Origin of the sequence: Streptomyces sp. NPDC127100 (assembly GCF_042724095.1) — a bacterium.
Taxonomy (GTDB): domain Bacteria; phylum Actinomycetota; class Actinomycetes; order Streptomycetales; family Streptomycetaceae; genus Streptomyces.
In genome coordinates this window covers 203,961-222,860 of sequence record NZ_JBHXFL010000004.1, presented here as the reverse complement: position 1 = coordinate 222,860, position 18,900 = coordinate 203,961, and the positions used below count along the sequence as shown (strand labels likewise).

The window sequence follows — 18,900 nt, the reverse complement described above, 5'->3', positions numbered from 1 at the left end:
CCGGTGCCCGTCGGCCACCCGTTCGGATCCGCCCGGCGACGGCCCCGCCCCGGACAGGCCGGGCACGCCGCACGGTTCGAAGGGCCGGCCGTGGGGGAGTTTCACACCACGCCGGCCCCGTCACCGCGACCCACCCCTGGCAGCCCCCGCCCCGCCAACCCTGGAGCGCCCCGCATGCATGACGACCGCAGCCTGGTCGAAGCCCGCCTCAGGCGCGTCCTCGACGAGCGCGTCCGCCCCGCCGTGTACCCCGACTCCGTGCCGCTGGACGTGGCGGTCTGGCACGCGCCCGGCGAGCCCGTCCCGGTCGCGGAGGGACTCGCGGCGGAACCCGCGCCCATCGAGGTGGGCGCCCGCTGGGGCGCGCCCTGGGGCACCAGCTGGTTCCGGGTCACCGGCACCGTGCCCGAGGAGTGGGCCGGCCGGACCGTCGAGGCGGTCCTCGACCTCGGCTTCGACGAGAACATGCCCGGCTTCCAGTGCGAGGGCCTCGTCTACCGGCCCGACGGCACCCCGGTGAAGGGCCTCAACCCGCGCAACCAGTGGGTGCGGATCGGTTCCCCCGTGGAGGGCGGCGAGGAGGTGCGCCTGCACGTGGAGGCCGCGTCCAACCCGGTCGTCTTCGGCCCCCGCCCCTTCGTGCCCACCCCGCTCGGCGACAAGGACACGGCGGGCGACGAGCCGCAGTACACGCTCGCCCGCATGGACCTGGCCGTCCTCGACGAGACGGTGTGGAATCTCGTGCTCGACCTGGAGGTGCTCGGCGAGCTGATGGCCGAGCTGCCCGTGGAGTCGCCGCGGCGCTGGGACATCCTGCGCGCCGTGGACAGGGCTCTCGACGCCATCGACCTCCAGGACGTGAACGGCACGGCGGAACGGGCCCGTGCGCGCCTCACCGAGGTGCTGTCCGCCCCCGCCGTCGCTTCCGCGCACCGCATCAGCGCCGTCGGCCACGCGCACATCGACTCGGCGTGGCTGTGGCCGCTGCGCGAGACCGTGCGCAAGGTCGCCCGCACCGTCTCCAACGTGACCGCCCTCCTGGAGGACGAGCCGGACTTCGTCTTCGCCATGTCGCAGGCCCAGCAGTGGGCGTGGGTGCGCGACCACCGGCCCGAGGTGTGGGCGCGGGTGAAGAAGGCCGTCGCGGACGGGCGCTTCGTGCCGGCCGGCGGCATGTGGGTCGAGTCCGACACCAATATGCCCGGCTCGGAGGCGATGGCCCGGCAGTTCGTTCACGGCAAGCGGTTCTTCCTCGACGAGTTCGGCGTCGAGAACGACGAGGCGTGGCTCCCGGACACCTTCGGCTTCGCCGCCGGACTGCCGCAGATCATCAAGGCGGCCGGCGCCAGGTACCTGCTGACGCAGAAGATTTCCTGGTCACGGACGAACGCCTTCCCGCACCACACCTTCCGCTGGGAGGGGATCGACGGCACCCGGATCTTCACGCACTTCCCGCCCGTCGACACCTACAACTGCTCCATGAAGGGCAGCGAGATCGCCCACGCGGCGCGGAACTTCAAGGACAAGGGGGTCGCCCGGCACTCCCTCGCCCCCACCGGCTGGGGAGACGGAGGCGGCGGCACCACCCGCGAGATGATCGCCAAGGCGGCCCGGCTGCGCGACCTCGAGGGCTCGGCGACGGTCGAGTGGGAGACCCCGCACGCCTTCTTCGAGAAGGCCGAGGCCGAGAACCCCCGGCCGCCCGTCTGGGCCGGCGAGCTCTACCTCGAGCTCCACCGCGCCACCCTCACCAGCCAGGCGAGGACCAAGCAGGGCAACCGGCGCAGCGAACACCTCCTGCGCGAGGCCGAGCTGTGGGCGGCCACGGCCGCCGTGCGCGCCGGCTTCCCCTATCCGTACGAGGACCTGGACCGCATCTGGAAGACGGTGCTGTTGCACCAGTTCCACGACATCCTGCCCGGCTCCTCCATCGCCTGGGTGCACCGCGAGGCACGCGCGACCTACGACCGCGTCGCCGCTGAGCTGAACGGGATCGTCGACGCCGCCCAGCGCGCGCTCGCGGGCGAGGGCGGCACCCCGCTCCTCTTCAACTCCGCCCCGCACACCCGCGCCGGCGTCCCGGCGGGCGCCGCCGCCACGCCCGCCGTCGAGGGACGCACCGGCCTCACGCCCCGCCCCGGCGGCGGGCACGTCCTCGACAACGGTCTGCTGCGCGTGGAGATCGACGCGCGCGGCCTGGTCGTGTCGGCGTACGACATCGCCGCCGACCGCGAGACCATCGCCCCGGGCGGGGCGGGCAACCTGCTCCAGCTCCACCAGGACCTCCCCAACATGTGGGACGCCTGGGACGTCGACGAGTTCTACCGCAACACGGTCACCGACCTCACCGACGCCGACGAGGTCGCCCCCGGCGACGACGGCGCATCGGTGCGGATCGTCCGCTCCTTCGGCTCCTCCCGCGTCACCCAGCTGCTGACGCTGGCACCGGGGGAGCGGCGGCTGGACGTGGACACCGAGGTCGACTGGCACGAGACGGAGAAGTTCCTCAAGCTCGCCTTCCCCCTCGACGTGCACGCCGGACGGTACGCGTCGGAGACCCAGTTCGGGCACTTCCACCGGCCCACGCACACCAACACCAGCTGGGAGGCCGCCAAGTTCGAGGCCTGCAACCACCGCTTCGTCCACTTGGAGGAACCCGGCTGGGGCGTCGCCGTGGTCAACGACTCGACGTACGGGCACGACGTCACCCGGACCGTCCGCACCGACGGCGACGCCGGCACGACCACCACGGTCCGCGTGTCCCTGCTGCGCGCCCCGCGCTTCCCGGACCCCGAGACCGACCAGGGCGTGCACCGCTTCCGGCACGCGCTGGTGCCGGGCGCGGGCATCGGCGACGCCGTGCGCGAGGGCTGGCGGATCAACCTCCCGGAGCGGCGGGTCACCGGCGCCCGGGAGGTCGCGCCGCTGGTGACCGTGGACGGGGACGCCGTCGTGGTGACCGCCGTCAAGCTCGCCGACGACGGCAGCGGAGACCTGGTCGTCCGTTTCCACGAGGCCCACGGCGGCCGGGCCCGCGCCACGCTCACCACCGGGTTCGCGGCCACGGACGTCCAGGTGACCGACCTGCTGGAACGCCCGCTCGCGGACGCGGAGGCACCCAGGCCGGACGGCGGCCGGATCGCCGTACGGCTGCGGCCGTTCCAGCTGATGACCCTGCGGCTGAAACGCGCCTGACGGCACCGGCGCTCACACCAGCCGGGTCGGCGGCAGGAACTCCCGGACATACGTCCGCTCCCACCAGGCGCCCGTCTCCCGCAGCTCGCGCCAGGTCGTGTACCGGTAGCGGAACAGGCGCGCCCGGACGAAGCGGGGCGGCGCGCCGGGCGGGAACGGGGAGTGGCGCAGCAGTCCCAGCGTGGCCCGGTCGTCCTCCAGCAGCCGTTCCACGAAGGCGCCGAACCACGGTCCGGCGTACGACGGCGACAGCGCGGCGAACCACATCAGCCAGTCCAGCCGCAGATGGTAGGGCGCGAACTGGCGCGGCCGGCGCCGCGGGTCCCCGGGCTTGCCCCGGAACTCGTACTCCCGCCAGTCCGAGTCCTCGCGCGCCACCTCGTCGGCGGTCCCCTCGATCACCACCTCGTAGCGGACCCGGCTGACGCTGCCGAACGCGCCGTAGGTGTTGACCAGGTGCAGCGGGTCGAAGGACCGGTTCATCACCTGCCGGCGGGAGATCATGTTGAGGACCGGCCGGTGGCTGAGGAAGACCAGGAGCGCCGCCACCGCGAGGACCACGACCACGTACCACAGCGGAGCGCCGGGCACGGACGGCGGACGGGCCGGGAACCGGATCGCCGACAGGGCCAGCACGATGGTGATCCAGTTCAGCCAGGCGAAGTTGCCCGACAGCACCAGCCAGAGCTGGGTGACGATCATGAGCGCCGCGGCGGCGGTCGCGACGGGCTGCGGTGTGAACAGCAGGAAGGGCACCACCAGCTGCGTGACGTGGTTCGCGGCCACCTCCACGCGGTGCGCCGGCCGGGGCAGGTGGTGGAAGTACCAGCTCAGCGGACCTGGCATCGGCTGGGTCTCGTGGTGGTGATCCAGGCAGGTGAGCTTCCGCCAGCACTCGTCGCCGCGCATCTTGATCAGTCCCGCCCCGAACTCGACGCGGAAGAGCAGCCAGCGCAGCAGGAAGAGGACGACGATCGGCGGGGCCACCTCCTCGTTGCCGAGGAAGACGGCGAGGAACCCCGTCTCCAGCAGCAGGGACTCCCAGCCGAACGAGTACCAGGTCTGTCCGACGTTCACGACCGACAGGTACAGCGCCCAGGGCACCAGCCACAGCAGCATGGCCCCCCACAGCGGCAGTAACGAGTCCAGGCCCGCCACCAGCGCCGCCGACACCGCGCAGCCCGCCCAGACACAGCCCGCGAAGAAGCGGTCCGAGTAGCGCAGCTGGAACAGGCTCGGCGCCCGTTTGAACGGCACCCGCTCGACGAACCGGGGCACCGGCAGCATGCCGCGTTCTCCGATCAGCGCGCGGAACTGCAGGGCCGCCGTCACGAACGCGACCAGGTACATGACGGCCAATGCCCGCTGGAAGACCAGCCGGGTCAGCCAGTAGTCGGGTGCGGTGAACCACTCCACGGCGGGCTCCTCTCGTGCCACGCCCCGGGTACCCCGGCCGCCCGGCGTCCCGGCAGCGGATCAGGAGTCGAATAATCGGGCAAATGCTGGCAAGGTGGGGCGCATGGTTGATCGGGGAGCGAGCGCCCTGGCACTCCCGGACGACTGGCCCGCCCACCCGGAGCCGATCCTGGCGCTGAACCGCATGGGGAGCTTCGACTGGGACCTGGACGCCGGGTTGCTGCACATGGACGCCCAGGCGCACGAGGTGTTCGACCTGCGCCAGGACGAGTTCGACGGTCGCCCCGAATCCCTGGCGGTCCGGGTCCCGACGGCCGAGGGACACCGCCTGGACACCCTGGTCGCCCAGGCGATGAAGGACGGCAGCGAGAACTACGGCACCTACTTCCGCATGCGCTGCCGCGACGGCAGCCTGCGCTGGGCCCACACCCAGGGCTACATCCGGCGCGACGGGACCGGCCGGCCCCGCCGCATCATCGGCATCGTGCGCGACGCCACCCAGGAACTCGGCGACATAGAGGCCCGCCGCGAGCAGGCCGCCCAGGACGAGGCCCGCCGGCAGCAGACCAACGTCGTGCAGCTCGCCACGGCCGCCCTCGCGCACGCCCGCACCGTGGACGACGTGATCGGCACCCTCAAGGACACCCAGGGCCTCACCCACCTGGGCGCCACCAGCGTCGTCATGGGCCTGGTGGAGGCCGACCGCATCCTGCTGGTCGCCGAGGGGCCCGACGGCAGTTTCGTCCACGGCACCCGTGTCACCGGCGTCGACGAGGCCTACCCGATGAGCGAGGCCGTCCGCACGCTCAGCCCGCGCTTCATCGAGTCGCCCCAGGAGTTCGCGGAACGCTATCCGATCCTGTGGCCGCACCTCACCGGTCTGCACATCACCGCGGCGGCCTATCTGCCGCTGATCGCCCAGGCACGGCCCATCGGCGCCCTCGGCCTGCTGTACAGCGACCGGCAGGGGTTCTCGCCCGAGGACCGCAACGTGCTCGTGGCCCTCGGCAGCAGCATCGCGCAGAGCCTCCAGCGCGCCATGCTCTACGAGCAGGAGATGGACCTCGCCGAGGGCCTTCAGCAGGCCATGCTGCCGCGCACCATCCCCGACGTCCCCGGCTGCGACGTCGCCGTCCGCTACCGGGCCGCCAGCATCGGCGGCTCCCTCGGCCGCGACATCGGCGGCGACTGGTACGACCTGATCCCGCTGCCCCGCGGACGCGTCGGCGCCGTGATCGGCGACGTCCAGGGCCACGACACGCACGCCGCCGCCGTCATGGGCCAGCTGCGCATCGTGCTGCGCGCCTACGCCGCGGAGGGCCACCCGCCGGCCACGGTGATGGCGCGGGCCTCGGTCTTCCTCCACGAGCTCGACACCGACCGCTTCGCGACCTGCCTGTACGCGGAGGCCGACCCGGTCACCGGAGTGGTCCAGGTGGTCCGCGCCGGGCACCTCGACCCGCTGCTGCGGCACGCCGACGGCAGCTGCCGCCGCGTCCCCGTGGAAGGCGGGCTGCCGCTCGGCCTGTCCGCCGAGTTCGGGCGCCTCGCCTACCCGGTCGGCACCGTCGAGCTGGATCCGGGCAACACCCTGCTGCTGTGCACCGACGGGCTGGTCGAGGAGCCCGGCGCCGACCTCGACGACGGGATGCGGGCCCTCGCGGAGCTGGTCGCCTCCGGCCCGCAGAACGCGGGCAGGCTCGCCGACCGGCTGATCGAGGCGGCCGAGCAGCGCCGCGGCGACGACGACATGGCCCTGCTCGTGCTGCGCCGCCGGGCCCCGGACTCGCCCCGGATCGGCGGCCGGGTCCGCCGGTACGTCGCTCCGGGCGACCCCGAGGCCCTCGCCGGGGCCCGGCACGCGATCCGCGCCGCGGTGCGCGGCTGGGGCGACGAGGACCACGCCGACGCGATCGAGCTGGTCGCCGACGAGCTGCTGACCAACTCCCTCATGCACACCGAGGGCTCCGCCATCGTCACCCTGCGCTTCCTCTCCGGCACCGACCGCCGGCTGCGGGTCGAGGTCGAGGACACCTCCAGCGCGCTGCCGCGCCGCCGCGACGCCGGGGACTCCGGGGTCTCCGGACGGGGACTGTGCCTGGTCGAGACCCTCGCGGACGCGTGGGGCGTCGAGGCGCGCGGCAGCGGCAAGTGCGTGTGGTCGGAGTTCGTGATGCCGCACGCCTGACGCCGCACGCCTGATGCCGCACGCCTGAGAGCGCAGGCCCGAGACCGCACCGTCGAGGGCGCGTGCCGTGGCCCGGCGCCGCCGGCCGGCGGTGGCACCCTGGACACATGCCCGAACTGCCCGAGGTCGAGGCGCTCAGGGACTTCCTGACCGAGCATCTCGACGGCCGCGAGATCGTCCGGGTGCTGCCCGTCGCGATCAGCGTCCTGAAGACGTACGACCCCCCGCCCACCGCCCTGGAGGGCCGTCGGGTGACCGCCGTGCACCGCTACGGCAAGTTCCTCGACGTCGAGACCGCCGGGGGCCTCCATCTGGTGACCCATCTGGCCCGCGCCGGCTGGCTGCACTGGAAGGACAGCCTCCCCGACGGCATGCCCCGGCCCGGCAAGGGCCCCCTCGCCCTGCGCGTCGCGCTGGACACCGGCGCGGGCTTCGACCTGACCGAGGCGGGCACGCAGAAGCGGCTCGCCGTGTACGTCGTGTCCGACCCGCAGGAGGTGCCGGGCGTGGCCAGGCTCGGCCCGGACCCGCTCGCCGACGACTTCACCGAGGCGCGTCTCGCCGCGCTCCTCGCCGGCGAGCGGCGGCAGCTCAAGGGCGCCCTGCGCGACCAGGGCCTGATCGCGGGCGTGGGCAACGCCTACAGCGACGAGATCCTGCACGCCGCGAGGATGTCCCCCTTCAAGCCGACCGCCTCGCTCACCGACGAGGAGACGACACGGCTGTACACGGCGCTGCGCACCACGCTGACCGAGGCGGTCGAACGCTCCCGGGGACTGGCGGCCGGCCGGCTCAAGGCCGAGAAGAAGAGCGGTCTGCGCGTCCACGGCCGTACCGGCGAGCCCTGCCCGGTCTGCGGCGACACCATCCGCGAGGTGTCCTTCAGCGACTCCTCCCTCCAGTACTGCCCGACCTGCCAGACCGGCGGCAGGCCGCTGGCCGACCGGAGACTGTCGCGGCTGCTGAAGTGACGGACCCGGCACCTCCTGGCCGCTCACCCGACGGGGAGGGTCACCAGGCGCTCCCCGTCCATGGTCCGCACCTCGTAGCGGGCGGTCTGGCCGGGGCGCAGCGCCGCGCCGCCGCGCAGGGTGCTGGGCCCGGCGTCGTGGTCCGGGACGCTCCAGGTGGTGACCGTCTCCTCGGCTCCGTCACGGCCGACGGCGACGAGCCTGCAGGAGCGCGGGCCCGCCCCGTCCTTGACCTCGAGCTCCACGTCGCTGCCCCAGGCCTCGTCCTCTGCCGTGACCTGCGCCCACACCCCCGTCCGCTCGTCGGTCGCGGTGACCCGGACACCCGGGGCGTCCCGTTGGGCCTTAAGCGCGAGGGCGGGGCCGGCCACGGCGCACACCACGGCGGCGGCCACCGCGTACAGCAGTCGCCGGCGGCCGGCCCGGTGGTGCGCCGCCACCTGCGACAGCAGGCGGTCCAGCAGCTTCGGCCCGGGCCGGGACAGGGGGTGGACCAGACGCGGCGTCGCCCCCCGGTACAGCATCAACTGACGGGCGGTGGGACCGAACTCCGTCACCTGCGCCGTGCACCGGGGGCATTCCATGAGGTGGTCCTCGAAGCGGAACGCGTCCGCCTCGTCCAGCACGCCGAGCGCGTAGGCGCCGACGTCGCGATGCCTCTCCAGGGACCTCATGCCGAATCCTCGTGCCGTCGGGTGCGGGTGGGGGGTGCTCCGTGCCCCCACCGGTACGCACCGGACAGCCGAATCACTCAAGCCACGCACGGAATCGCCACCAGGAGTTCGGAGCGGCCGGGCCCGTGGATTGGTCCGTGCGCGAAGAAATCGCTTAGGCGGTCAGAAGAGGTGGATGGCGAGGTGGCCGAGGGGCAGCCCCAGCTGCCAGGCCGGGGTCCACACCTTCGGGCCCTCGTCCTCCCCGCCGCCCGGGGCGCCGCCGGGCACCGCGTTCAGGTCCGGGGCGAGCAGTTCGGTCTCCTCGAGCCAGCGCCAGGCCGCCCGGGCCAGTTCCAGGTCCGGCGAGTGCCGCCCGGCGGTGTCGGCCGTGACCTCGGCCAGCCGCTCCCGCACCCACGTCTGCCACGGCTGGTCGTAGGCCGTCAGGGACAGCCACGTCTCCAGGTGGGTGACGACACGGATGCCGCTGAGCTCGTTCTCGGTGTCGGAGAGGAAGACGGTCAGCGCCAGCGCGTCGCGTCCGGCGCGGAACTCGAAGGACGTCGGCGGCATCAGGTCGCCGGTCCGCAGCAACTCGTCGGCGATGTACTCGGCGTAGAGCCACGCCATCGGGACGGTCAGTTCGCCTCCGCCGGTGCCGTCCGTGCTCTCTTGCCCTCTGTGCGGCATCCCTTCCTGCCTTCCTCCGGTGCGTACGCGTCGCCCGGCCCGGGTCATGGGCCCCCGTCCGGAACACGGATGAGGACAGCCGATTACTCAACCGGGGTCCACGGCAAGGCGCTTTACGGAGGCTTGACCCAAGGGTCGGTTTCACCGCAGGTCGGCGGCGTATCCCGGTAGCACCCTGCGCAGGGCGCGCAGCGCGTAGTAAGCGCGCGACTTCACGGTACCGGGCGGGATGCCGAGGGCCGTCGCGGCTTCCGCCACACTCGCCCCCTGGAAGTACACGAGCACCAGGACGTCACGGTGCTCCGGCGTGAGTGTCTTCACAGCCTCCCGCACGTCGAGGGCGGCGGCGGCCCGTTCGGCGTGGTCGGCGCAGACCGGAGCGTTCTCCAGCACCGCGTCGCCGACCTCGGCCGGCCTCGCCTGGCGGGCCCGGCGTGCGTCGATCGCCAGCCGCCGGGCCACGGTGAGCAGCCAGGGCCGCACCGAGTCGAAGGCGTCGGCGCGCAGCGCCTCGGGGTGCTGCCAGGCACGCACCAGGGTCTCCTGCACGAGGTCCTCGGCGCGCTGGCGGTCGCCGTCGCTGAGCCGCAGCAACAGGGCGAAGAGCGGCCGGCCGTGCTCGCGCTGCAGTGCGGCGAGCTCGTGCTCGGCGGTCGTCGCGTCGGGGAGGGTGATTCCGGCCGTCATGGCCGTATGGCATCGCAGGGCCCCGTGCGGGGACAGGGCGCGCGCACGGGTCTGCGACGGACGGTCGATCGCGTCGGTGAACGGTCCGACGAACGGTCGGCGGCCCTCCTTCCGCGCACACCGGACGGGCTAATGGGCGTGTCGGAGCCCTCTGTGACCGTATCGATCTCTTTACCTGTTTATGCGTAAATGTGATTTTTCCTCGTGCATGCGATCCCAGCGGAGTGAACGGATGATCACACGCAGTCGGCAGGTGGCACTGGCCCTGACCGTCCTCCTCACCGCGGGCGCGGCCTGTCAGGCCCGCGACCACGAGCCGCCGGCGCGGCCGGCCCCCGCCCCGTCCGCCGCCCCCGCCGGAGCCTTCACGCTCGTCGCCTCCGGCGACGTCCTGCCGCACGACTCGATCAACGAGCGGGCGCGCTTCGACGCGGGCGGCACCGGCTACGACTTCCGCCCCATGCTGGCGGGCGCGAAGCCCGTCGTGGCGCGCGCCGATCTCGCCCTGTGCCACATGGAGACGGTGTACGGGGCGAACGGCGACTACAGCGGCTACCCCCTCTTCAAGTCCCCGCCCGAGGTCGCCGCGGCCCTCGCCGCCACCGGCTACGACGGCTGCTCCACCGCCTCCAACCACACCTTCGACGCCGGTGCGGACGGCATCCGCCACACCCTCGACGCCCTCGACCGCGCCGGAGTGCGGCACGCCGGCTCCGCCCGGACCGAGGGCGAGGCGCGCACCACGACGATCCTGCGCGCGGGCGCGGCCCGGGTCGCCCACCTCGCCTACACGTTCGACACCAACGGCCGCCCGGCGCCGCAGGGGCAGCCGTGGGCGGTCCAGCTGATCGACGAGGACCGGATCGTCACGGACGCGCGGGCCGCCCGGCAGGCCGGCGCCGACGTCGTCGTGGTGTCCCTGCACTGGGGCACCGAGTGGCAGGACGAACCCGACGACGAGCAGCTGGCCCTGGCCGACCGCCTGACCGCCGCGCGCAGCGGCGACCGCCCCGCCGTCGACCTCATCCTCGGCACCCACGCCCATGTCCCGCAGGCGTACGAGAAGGTCAACGGCACCTGGGTGGTCTACGGGATGGGCGACCAGATCGCCGGCGAGATGATCAACGACGAGGGCGAGCGCGATCCGCGCGGCAACCAGTCGAGCATCGGCCGCTTCACCTTCGCCCCGCCCGCCCGTCCCGGTGAGCGGTGGCGGGTGACGAAGGCCGAGTTCGTCCCGCAGCTCTTCGACCCCGCCGCCGGCCGGATCGTGGACCTCGGCCGCCTGGAGAAGGATCCCGAGGCGCGCGCCGTGCGCGACCGGATCCGGGACGTGGTGCTCAGCCGCGGCGCCGCCGAGGACGGGCTGGTGATGGGGGAGTAGCGCCGTCCGGCCGTCCTCCCGGGCTCACCCGACGTCCACGTGGTCGAGGGCGTGCAGCATCTCGCCGAGTACGCGGAGGCAGGCCGTCACGTCGGCCGCCGTGAGCGCGCCGCCGACCTCGCGGAGCACGGCGTGCTCGTGGCCGAGGACCTCGGTGACCGTGCTCCGGCCCGTGTCGGTGAGCCGGATCAGCGACGACCGCCGGTGGGCGGGGTTCGGGACGCTCTCCACCAGACCGCGGGCCGCCGCGTCGTTCACCATGCGCTGCACGAACTGACGGCTGATCGCCTGCGCCCGGCCCATCTGCGGCACGGTCATCGGCCCGCCCCGGTGCAGCAGGGTCAGCACGGCACGGACCCCGACGGACACGCCGTCGCGGGCCAGGCCCTGCTCGACGCTGCGCTGGGTGCGCCGGTAGAGGGGGCCGACCAGGTCGTACACCTCGGCCAGACGGTGGCCGAGTTCGTCCGGAGCGAGGGGAGCGGTGGTGTCGTCCATCCCCTCATCATGACACCCAGGTTGCCAAATCTCCGCCAGAATGACACCTTGGTTGTCATGAATGCTCCCTCGGATCTGCGCTTCTTCACCTCCACCGACGGCGACCTCGCCTACCGCGACACCGGCACGGGCGACCCGGTCGTCCTGCTGCACTCGGGCTTCGCCGACCACCGGGTCTTCGACGCCCAGGTACCGGCCCTGGCCGCCACCCACCGCGTGATCGCACCCGACGTCCGCGGCCACGGCTCCTCGGCCAACGCCACCGAGCCGTTCCGCTGGGCCGACGACCTCGCCGTCCTGCTGCGCCACCTCGACGCCGGCCCCGCGGTCCTCGTCGGTGTCTCGATGGGCGGCGCCATCGCCACCGACACCGCGCTGGAGTACCCCGAGCTGGTCCGCGCGGCCGTCGTGTGCGGCGCGGCCACCAGCGAGTTCGAGTACACCGACCCCTGGGCCCGCGCGGTGCAGGCCGAGCAGGGCAGGGCCCTGGCCGCCGGAGACCTCGAGGGCTGGCTCGCGGCCTTCCTGCGCTTCGTGCCCGGCGAGCACCGCACGGTCGAGGACATCGACCCGGACATCCTGCGCCGGGTGCGGGAGATGGCCGTCGGCACCCTCTCGAAGCACACACCGGGAGAGAAGAACCACCACGTGCCCGTGACCGACACCTGGGCCCGTGTCCCGAAGATCGACGTCCCGGTCCTCACCGTCAACGGCGCCCTCGACGCCCCGGACCTGATCGCGGAGGCGGAACGGCTCGCCCGTACGGTCCGGGACGGCCGTTCCGTGACCATGGAGGGCACCGCGCACTACCCGAACATGGAGCGGCCCGAGGAGTTCAACCGGATCCTGCTCGACTTCCTGCGCGGCCTCTAACGGCCCGCCAGCTCCGACTTCCGGTAGGAGTAGCTGAAGTAGATCACCAGGCCGATCACGAACCAGACGGCGAAGCGCACCCAGGTCTGCCACTGCAGGAACGTGATCAGCCAGATCGAGAAGACGATGCCCAGCGCCGGCACGAAGGGCATCCACGGCGTACGGAAGGTGCGCGGCAGGTCCGGCTGCCGGTAGCGCAGCACGATCACCGCCGCGCACACGACCACGAACGCCAGCAGGATGCCGATGTTGGTCAGCTCCGCCGCCTCGCCGATCGGCAGGAAGCCGGCGATCAGGGCGGACGCGACCCCGACGATCCAGGTGACCCGGGTCGGCACGTGCCGCGTCGGGTGCGTCTTGGCGAACCACTTGGGCAGCAGCCCGTCCCGGCTCATGCTGAACCACACACGGGTGACGCCCAGCATGAAGGTGAACATCACGGTGAGGATGCCGATGATCGCGCCCACCGCGATGACGTCGGCCAGACCGCTGAGCCCCACCGACTTGAAGGCCGTCGAGAAGCCGCTCTCGGGGTCGATCTCCTTGTAGTCCTGCATGCCGGTCAGCACCAGACAGGCCGCCACGTACAGCACCATCGAGATGATCAGCGAATAGATGATCGCCTTCGGCATGTGCCGCTGGGCGTCCTTGGACTCCTCGGCCGCCGTCGACATGGCGTCGTAGCCGAAGACCGCGAAGAACACCGTCGCCGCACCCGTGAAGGCACCGCCGACCCCGAACGGGAAGAACGGCTGGTAGTTCGAGGTGCTGATGTGGAAGAAGCCGACGCCGATCACCAGCAGCACCACCAGCACCTTCAGCACGACCACCACCATCTCGAAGCGGGCCGCGTTCCTGATGCCGAGCGTCAGCAGATAGGCGATCAGCAGGCACAGCACCGCCGCGAACAGGTCGACCCGGTGCCCGTCGCCGGTGCCCGGCGCGCCGAGCATCCAGTTCGGCAGGTCGGCCCCCATCTCACCGATCAGGAAGCTGAAGTAGCCGGAGATGCCGATGGCGACCACCGCCACGATCGCCGTGTACTCCAGCAGCAGGTCCCAGCCGATGAACCAGCCGACCAGCTCACCCAGCACCGCGTAGCCGTAGGTGTAGGCCGAACCGGCCTTCGGGATGAGGCCGGCGAACTCCGCGTAGGACAGCGCAGCCGCCGCGCTCGCGACACCGGCGATGAGGAAGGAGATCAGGACCGCCGGACCCGCGGTGCCGTTGGCGACCGTGCCGGCCAGGGTGAAGATGCCGGCACCGATGATGCCGCCCACGCCGATGGCCGTCAGCTGCCACAACCCCAGCGACCGCACCAGGCCGGCACCCTGTCCGGCCTCCGTGTCCTCGATGTGCTCGATGGGTTTGCGGCGGAGAACGCCTTCACCCATGCGGAATCCGGCCATGCGCCCCACCTCTTCGTGATCGGCAAACGGCTGACGGTGGATCATGATGACTCACTCGCGTCCCCGACGGAAGGCACGACGCACGCACCGGACCGGCCGATGTCACGGCACCACGGTCACCGGCCAGCGCCCCGCCTTCACCAGCCTCACCGCGACCGAACCGACGATCCGGTGCCCGGCCTGCTCGGACGCCCCCACGACCACGGCGTCCGCGCGTAGCTCGTCGGCCGCCTTCACCAGGCCGTTGTAGGGGTCGCCGCGGAAGGTGTGGAACTCCCAGCGCACGTCGAATATCCCCTTGGACCGCTCGGCCGCCTCCCGGATCTGGGCCACCAGGCCCTCGGCGATCTCGTCGGTCGTGTCCGCCACCGGTGCGCCGAGCGCCGCGCCGGCCGCCAGCACCGGCTGCACGTACACCACGGCGAGCAGCGCGCCCTGCCGCCGGGCCAGACCACCGGCGTAGGCCGCCGCGCGCAGCGAGGAGTCGGAGCCGTCCACCCCGGCCACGATGACCTTCGGCCCGTCCGTGCCCCGTTCGAACTGATGGGAGTGCTGTTGCGTCACGCGGCGAGGCTATCGGACCCCCCGGACCCGCCCGGCCCCGGCCGTTCGCCTCGCGCCGGCCGCGGGGCGGACGGCACCGGGGAGCGGCCCCAATGGGCCGGCCGGGTGGTTCCGTGCCGCCGCACCGGTGGCGTTCGCGGGCGTCGGCCGCCGTCCGGGCGAGTCATGAGTCATGAAGAAGGATCAGTTGCTCACGCGGCGCCGTGCCCTGCTCGCCGGCGTCGCGGCGGCCGGAGCGGCCGGCACCGCCGGCGTGCTGGCGGTGGGCGGGGACCACGGCCCCGGCCGGGTGGCCGCCCCCGCCCCGGGCCCCCCGGCGCGGCGCCCGCTCGAGCCCTCCGCCTATCGCCTCCAGCCCCTGACCGGATACGGCACGCCCGCGGGCGGACCCGACCGGCCCCCGGTACGCAGCGAGCCGATCCTGCGCATGTCCGGACGGGGCCGCACGATGATGCTCACCTTCGACGACGGACCCGACCCCCGCTACACCCCCGGCATCCTGGACACGCTGGCCGAGTACGACGTGCGCGCGACGTTCTTCGTGTGCGGGGAGATGGCCGACTACAACAAGGGCCTGCTGTCCCGGATGGCCGACGAGGGGCACGTGGTCGGCAACCACACCTGGTCCCACCCCCTGCTGACCAAGCTCACGCGGCGCCGCATCCGCACCGAGATGGAACGCACCAGCGAGATCGTCGAGAAGACCTACGGCGAGGCGCCCCGCTGGTTCCGCGCGCCGTACGGGGCGTGGAACCGCGCCGCCTTCCAGCTCGGCGCCGAACTCGGCATGGAACCCCTCGCCTGGACCGTCGACACCCTCGACTGGACCACCCCCGGCACCGCCACCATCATCGACCGGGTCGAGGGCGGCGCAGCCCCCGGCGTCGTGGTGCTCTCGCACGACGCCGGCGGCAATCGCTCGCAGAGCGTGCGCGCCCTGCGGACCTATCTGCCGCAGTTGCTGGACTCCGGCTACCACCTCACCGTCCCCCGGCGGCAGCAGGTGTGACGGGGGCCGAGCCCGCCCGGCCGGGTCCGCTCAGCGGACCTGGACCAGGCGGGCGAAGGCGACGACGTTCCCGTCGTAGCCGTTCTGCTTGGTGAAGCCGCCGCCGCAGGTGATGACCCGCAGCTCGGGGCCGCCCTTGGCGGCGTACACCCGGTCGCCGGGGAAGTCGTCCTTCTCGAACACCTCGACGCCGTAGATCTCGAACACCGCCGTCCTGCCGTCCTGGCGGGACACCTCGACCCTGTTGCCCTTCTTCAGCGCCCCGAGCCCGTAGAAGACGGCGGGGCCCTGTGTGTTGTCGACGTGGCCGACCACCACCGCGGTGCCGTTCTCCCCGGGGGACACCGCGCCGGTGAACCAGCCGGCCAGGTTCGGGTCCTCAGGCGGCGGCGCGCCGACCCAGCCGTCCGCGTCCAGGCCGACCGGCATGATCGGCGCGTCGACCTGGATGGCGGGGATCACGACCCGGTCGGGGACCGCGTACGCCAGCGGCGCGAGTCCCGCGACGGCGTTCTCCCCTCCGGCGACGCGCGTGTCCGACGCGGCCGCCGAGGCGGGCTGCGGCGGGCCCACGTCGAACTCACCCGAACCGTTGCGGATGAGCGCGAGCCCGGTCAGCAGAACCAGCGCTATCACGCCCCAGGGAGCGCGCTTCCTCCTCCGCTCCTCCTCGGCCAGTTCCTCGGACCCGTGCATTCGCCTTCCCCTCTCGACCCGGCCGTCGCCGTGTCCGTCGCGCATACGAGCACGCTAAGCGCGGGGCGTCCGGGCGGCGACGGGGCGCATGCGAACGGGTGGCGCGCGCACCCGGCGGTGAGCCATCCGGGACACGCCCGGCGGAAATTTCCTGACGGTCCGTGACCTGCGGTGATATCCGCTCGCCCGGTTCCGGCCCGGCATGCCCGCTCACCAGGACGGACCAGCCCCGAAATGCGGCTGCGAGCAGGGCAACTGAGGGTCTTTCCGGGAGGCGCTTTCTCGCCGATCGACCGGGGACGGGTCCCGGGGCGTCTTCCGCGGAGGATCACATGCGCAACTTCCGTGCCCTGGCGGCCGCGGGTGCCGCGGTCGCCGTTCTGGGGGTAGCCGCTCCCACGGCCACCGCCGGCGGCGACCACAACACGCCCAGCAACATCGTCGCCCTGCCCAGCGTCGTCGCCCGCGGCGGTGAGCTGACCGTCACGGTCGACGGCTGCCCGCAGGGCGGGACGATGACCTCGAGCGCGTTCGGCCGGGCCCACCTGACGCCGGTGAGGGGAGCCAACGAGACGTCCAGGGGCACCGCCACCATCAGGGACGAGGCGCGGCCCGGGTCCTACGACATCACCGTCAACTGCTCGGGCAGGACGCTGACCCGGCCCGCGGCCTTCACCGTCATCGGCGGTGTCCGCGGCGGTCTCGGGGGCAGCAGTTCGAACGGGGCCACGCCCACGGACATCGCGATCGGCGGCGGGCTGGTGGCCGCGGCCGTCGCCGGTGGCGGTCTGTTCTGGCTGCGCCGCCGTTCCGAGCGCCGGATCTGACCGCGCCCGAAGCGGGACCGTGCGGGCACCGCCGCGGGGGAGCGGGCCCGCCTTCCGCCGCCCCCGGGCCGGCGTACGCCGGCAGGGCTTCGCCCCGGATCCTTCCTTCAGGAGATCCGGGGCGAAGCCCTGTGAGCGGGTCGGGGAGGTCAGGCGCGCCCCTCGCCGGAGCGGCGGCGGGACAGGTGGTACGCCGCGCCGACGGAGCCGGCGACGAGGGCGAGACCGAGCCCGATCTCCTTGAGGTCGAAGCCGGCGATGCTGCCGCCCTCGCCGGCGTGCACGCCCTTGGGCGGCACGGTGCCCGGGCGGTGCGAGTGGCCGCCGGCGATGGTCAGGTCGGTGGTCCCCGTCCTCCCGTCACAGGTGAACGACACCTTGTACACCGCGCCGGGGCGGGCGTCCCGGTCTACCTCCGCCTGCGCCGAAACGTGCTGGCGCGGGATGACGACCGTGTCGAACACCGGGGACGAGACCGTCACGCGGCCCCGGCAGTCGCCGTCGTTCCGGTCCACCCGCAGGGTGACCTCCCCGCCCGGGGCGACGACGGACGGCCGGACGCTGAAGCCGAACGGCGTGCTGCCGCCGACGGCCGCGCCGGCCGGCACACAGGAAGAGAGAGCGGCGACGCCGAGCAGCGCGGCCGAGGCGACGGGTATCGCGCGCATGGTGAATCCTCCGGGTCCCGAGGAGCAGCTGCGGACCTGTTCCGCTCGCGCCGGAAATGCACCTCGATGCCCGAAACGCTAGGAAGCCCGGCCCGGGGGCGCGATCGCAGTCGCGCGAATGGGGCAGGTGCGTGGGCCGACCGGGGGACGGTGCCGTGGCGGCCGTGGGACGGTGACGGCGTGTCGACGCGCCGGCGGGCGGCCCCCGGGTACGAGCGGCCGGGGGCGGCCCGTGCGGACCGTCAGCCCTCGACGCCCGGGAAGAGGCTCAGGAACGGCTCCGTCGACGCGGCGACCCCGCGGCTGTAGGGCGCGTCGAAGTCCCAGATCAGGAAGAGCAGGAAGGCGATCAGTGCGGAGAACAGCCCGGCGAGGACCAGTTCCCGTGGCGTGCGCCGGATCTGCAGGGCGAAGACCATGCCGATGGTGATGACGGCACCGGCGATGAGCCCGAACCACACCACGCCCGGCATCGTCGCCCCCGTGGAGTCGGCGCGGGCGGTGCGGGCCTGGTCCGCGACGGCCACCTGGTCGACGAGCGGCTGGTAGGCCTGGGCCTCGAAGTCCGACGCGGGCTCGTAGTCGGTGACGTCCGCGCGGACCCGGTCGAGGAGTTCGGTGCCGCGCTCGGTGACCTCGCCGTCGTCGGCCATGGACTTCCACTCGGTGGTGACGACGTGTCCGACATAGGCGTTGACATCCTCCCGGATGCGGTCACGCACCTCGGGGGGATAGACCCGGACGCGCTCGGAGATCTCGTGCAGCGCCACGGCCTCCGCCTGCACGTGGTCCTCGGCCGCGCTGCGCGCCTCCCAGACACCGGCGATGGCCAGGCCCAGGACGATGGCGTACACCACACCGATCCACATCGTCATGTACTCGATGACGTCCGGTGTCTCGGTGATGTCCTCGTCGTCGGACGCCGCGCGGTGCCGCAGGAAGGTCACGACGACCACGACGGCGCAGGCGGCCAGCATCGCGAGGATGAGAACAAGCCATTCCGGCAAGAGAAGCCTCCAGGGGTCAGCGCGCGCGGAGCGCGGCGACGGCTACCACCGCGGGCACCGTGATGAGCAGGACGAAGACGAGCGGTGAGGTGGTCCCGCGCGAGGACCGCTGCTGCACCCGGGCGGTGCGGTACCGCGGGTAGTGCACCGGGGTGAGCGAGG

18 protein-coding genes are annotated in these 18,900 nt (G+C 72.9%); 7 read left to right on the top strand and 11 right to left on the bottom strand.

The window, feature by feature from the left end:
- Positions 1-174 precede the first annotated feature (174 nt).
- The gene (locus ACFWJB_RS07510) at positions 175-3,195 is read left to right on the top strand and encodes an alpha-mannosidase (RefSeq protein ID WP_386920834.1); all 3,021 of its coding nucleotides are present in this window, start codon (positions 175-177) and stop codon (positions 3,193-3,195) included.
- A gap of 12 nt (positions 3,196-3,207) precedes the next feature.
- On the opposite strand, the gene ACFWJB_RS07505 is transcribed toward ACFWJB_RS07510, so the two are convergent.
- Complete coding sequence (locus ACFWJB_RS07505; protein WP_385462352.1) at positions 3,208-4,611, bottom strand: lipase maturation factor family protein; 1,404 nt, start codon at positions 4,609-4,611, stop codon at positions 3,208-3,210.
- A gap of 103 nt (positions 4,612-4,714) precedes the next feature.
- Here ACFWJB_RS07505 and ACFWJB_RS07500 point away from each other — a divergent pair, with 103 nt between their 5' ends.
- Positions 4,715-6,799: a SpoIIE family protein phosphatase gene (locus tag ACFWJB_RS07500; RefSeq protein ID WP_385462355.1), complete on the top strand. Its 2,085-nt coding sequence runs from the start codon at positions 4,715-4,717 to the stop codon at positions 6,797-6,799.
- A gap of 107 nt (positions 6,800-6,906) precedes the next feature.
- Entirely contained in the window at positions 6,907-7,770 is an 864-nt protein-coding gene (locus ACFWJB_RS07495) for an Fpg/Nei family DNA glycosylase (protein ID WP_386920831.1), read from the top strand.
- Between the two features lie 23 nt (positions 7,771-7,793).
- On the opposite strand, the gene ACFWJB_RS07490 is transcribed toward ACFWJB_RS07495, so the two are convergent.
- The 3 genes from ACFWJB_RS07490 to ACFWJB_RS07480 form a co-directional block, all read right to left on the bottom strand.
- Positions 7,794-8,444, bottom strand: a complete 651-nt coding sequence (locus ACFWJB_RS07490) for a zf-HC2 domain-containing protein (protein WP_386920829.1) — start codon at positions 8,442-8,444, stop codon at positions 7,794-7,796.
- 162 nt (positions 8,445-8,606) lie between these two features.
- On the bottom strand, positions 8,607-9,116 hold the full coding sequence (locus ACFWJB_RS07485; protein WP_385462363.1) for a hypothetical protein: 510 nt from the start codon (positions 9,114-9,116) through the stop codon (positions 8,607-8,609).
- A 141-nt stretch (positions 9,117-9,257) separates the two neighbouring features.
- Positions 9,258-9,803, bottom strand: coding sequence for a sigma-70 family RNA polymerase sigma factor (locus ACFWJB_RS07480; protein ID WP_385462366.1), 546 nt, complete (start codon positions 9,801-9,803; stop codon positions 9,258-9,260).
- A 232-nt stretch (positions 9,804-10,035) separates the two neighbouring features.
- On the opposite strand from ACFWJB_RS07480, the gene ACFWJB_RS07475 reads away from it, so the two are divergent.
- On the top strand, positions 10,036-11,187 hold the full coding sequence (locus ACFWJB_RS07475; protein WP_386920827.1) for a CapA family protein: 1,152 nt from the start codon (positions 10,036-10,038) through the stop codon (positions 11,185-11,187).
- 24 nt (positions 11,188-11,211) lie between these two features.
- Here the strand turns inward: ACFWJB_RS07475 and ACFWJB_RS07470 are convergent, their stop codons facing one another.
- Positions 11,212-11,685: a MarR family winged helix-turn-helix transcriptional regulator gene (locus ACFWJB_RS07470; protein WP_385462372.1), complete on the bottom strand. Its 474-nt coding sequence runs from the start codon at positions 11,683-11,685 to the stop codon at positions 11,212-11,214.
- A 57-nt stretch (positions 11,686-11,742) separates the two neighbouring features.
- Here ACFWJB_RS07470 and ACFWJB_RS07465 point away from each other — a divergent pair, with 57 nt between their 5' ends.
- Positions 11,743-12,558 (top strand): alpha/beta fold hydrolase, encoded by an 816-nt coding sequence (locus ACFWJB_RS07465; protein ID WP_385462375.1) that lies wholly within the window; start codon positions 11,743-11,745, stop codon positions 12,556-12,558.
- On the opposite strand, the gene ACFWJB_RS07460 is transcribed toward ACFWJB_RS07465, so the two are convergent.
- Both ACFWJB_RS07460 and ACFWJB_RS07455 read right to left on the bottom strand, forming a co-directional pair.
- On the bottom strand, positions 12,555-13,967 hold the full coding sequence (locus tag ACFWJB_RS07460) for an amino acid permease (protein WP_386920824.1): 1,413 nt from the start codon (positions 13,965-13,967) through the stop codon (positions 12,555-12,557). The two genes, ACFWJB_RS07465 and ACFWJB_RS07460, sit on opposite strands and share 4 nt — an antisense overlap.
- 102 nt (positions 13,968-14,069) lie before the next feature.
- Positions 14,070-14,531: a universal stress protein gene (locus tag ACFWJB_RS07455; protein WP_385462381.1), complete on the bottom strand. Its 462-nt coding sequence runs from the start codon at positions 14,529-14,531 to the stop codon at positions 14,070-14,072.
- Positions 14,532-14,703: 172 nt separating this feature from the next.
- Between ACFWJB_RS07455 and ACFWJB_RS07450 the strand changes: the two genes are divergently transcribed.
- Positions 14,704-15,540: a polysaccharide deacetylase family protein gene (locus tag ACFWJB_RS07450; RefSeq protein ID WP_385462384.1), complete on the top strand. Its 837-nt coding sequence runs from the start codon at positions 14,704-14,706 to the stop codon at positions 15,538-15,540.
- A gap of 30 nt (positions 15,541-15,570) precedes the next feature.
- Here the strand turns inward: ACFWJB_RS07450 and ACFWJB_RS07445 are convergent, their stop codons facing one another.
- Positions 15,571-16,236 (bottom strand): class F sortase, encoded by a 666-nt coding sequence (locus ACFWJB_RS07445; protein ID WP_385462396.1) that lies wholly within the window; start codon positions 16,234-16,236, stop codon positions 15,571-15,573.
- 332 nt (positions 16,237-16,568) lie between these two features.
- On the opposite strand from ACFWJB_RS07445, the gene ACFWJB_RS07440 reads away from it, so the two are divergent.
- Positions 16,569-17,063: a hypothetical protein gene (locus ACFWJB_RS07440; RefSeq protein WP_385462387.1), complete on the top strand. Its 495-nt coding sequence runs from the start codon at positions 16,569-16,571 to the stop codon at positions 17,061-17,063.
- Between the two features lie 149 nt (positions 17,064-17,212).
- On the opposite strand, the gene ACFWJB_RS07435 is transcribed toward ACFWJB_RS07440, so the two are convergent.
- The 3 genes from ACFWJB_RS07435 to ACFWJB_RS07425 all read right to left on the bottom strand — a co-directional run bounded on the left by ACFWJB_RS07435 (position 17,213) and on the right by ACFWJB_RS07425 (position 18,886).
- Positions 17,213-17,731, bottom strand: coding sequence for a hypothetical protein (locus tag ACFWJB_RS07435; RefSeq protein ID WP_385466558.1), 519 nt, complete (start codon positions 17,729-17,731; stop codon positions 17,213-17,215).
- Between the two features lie 242 nt (positions 17,732-17,973).
- Positions 17,974-18,738, bottom strand: a complete 765-nt coding sequence (locus tag ACFWJB_RS07430; RefSeq protein ID WP_385466555.1) for a hypothetical protein — start codon at positions 18,736-18,738, stop codon at positions 17,974-17,976.
- Positions 18,739-18,754: 16 nt separating this feature from the next.
- Positions 18,755-18,886 (bottom strand): hypothetical protein, encoded by a 132-nt coding sequence (locus ACFWJB_RS07425; protein WP_385466553.1) that lies wholly within the window; start codon positions 18,884-18,886, stop codon positions 18,755-18,757.
- Positions 18,887-18,900: the final 14 nt, after the last annotated feature.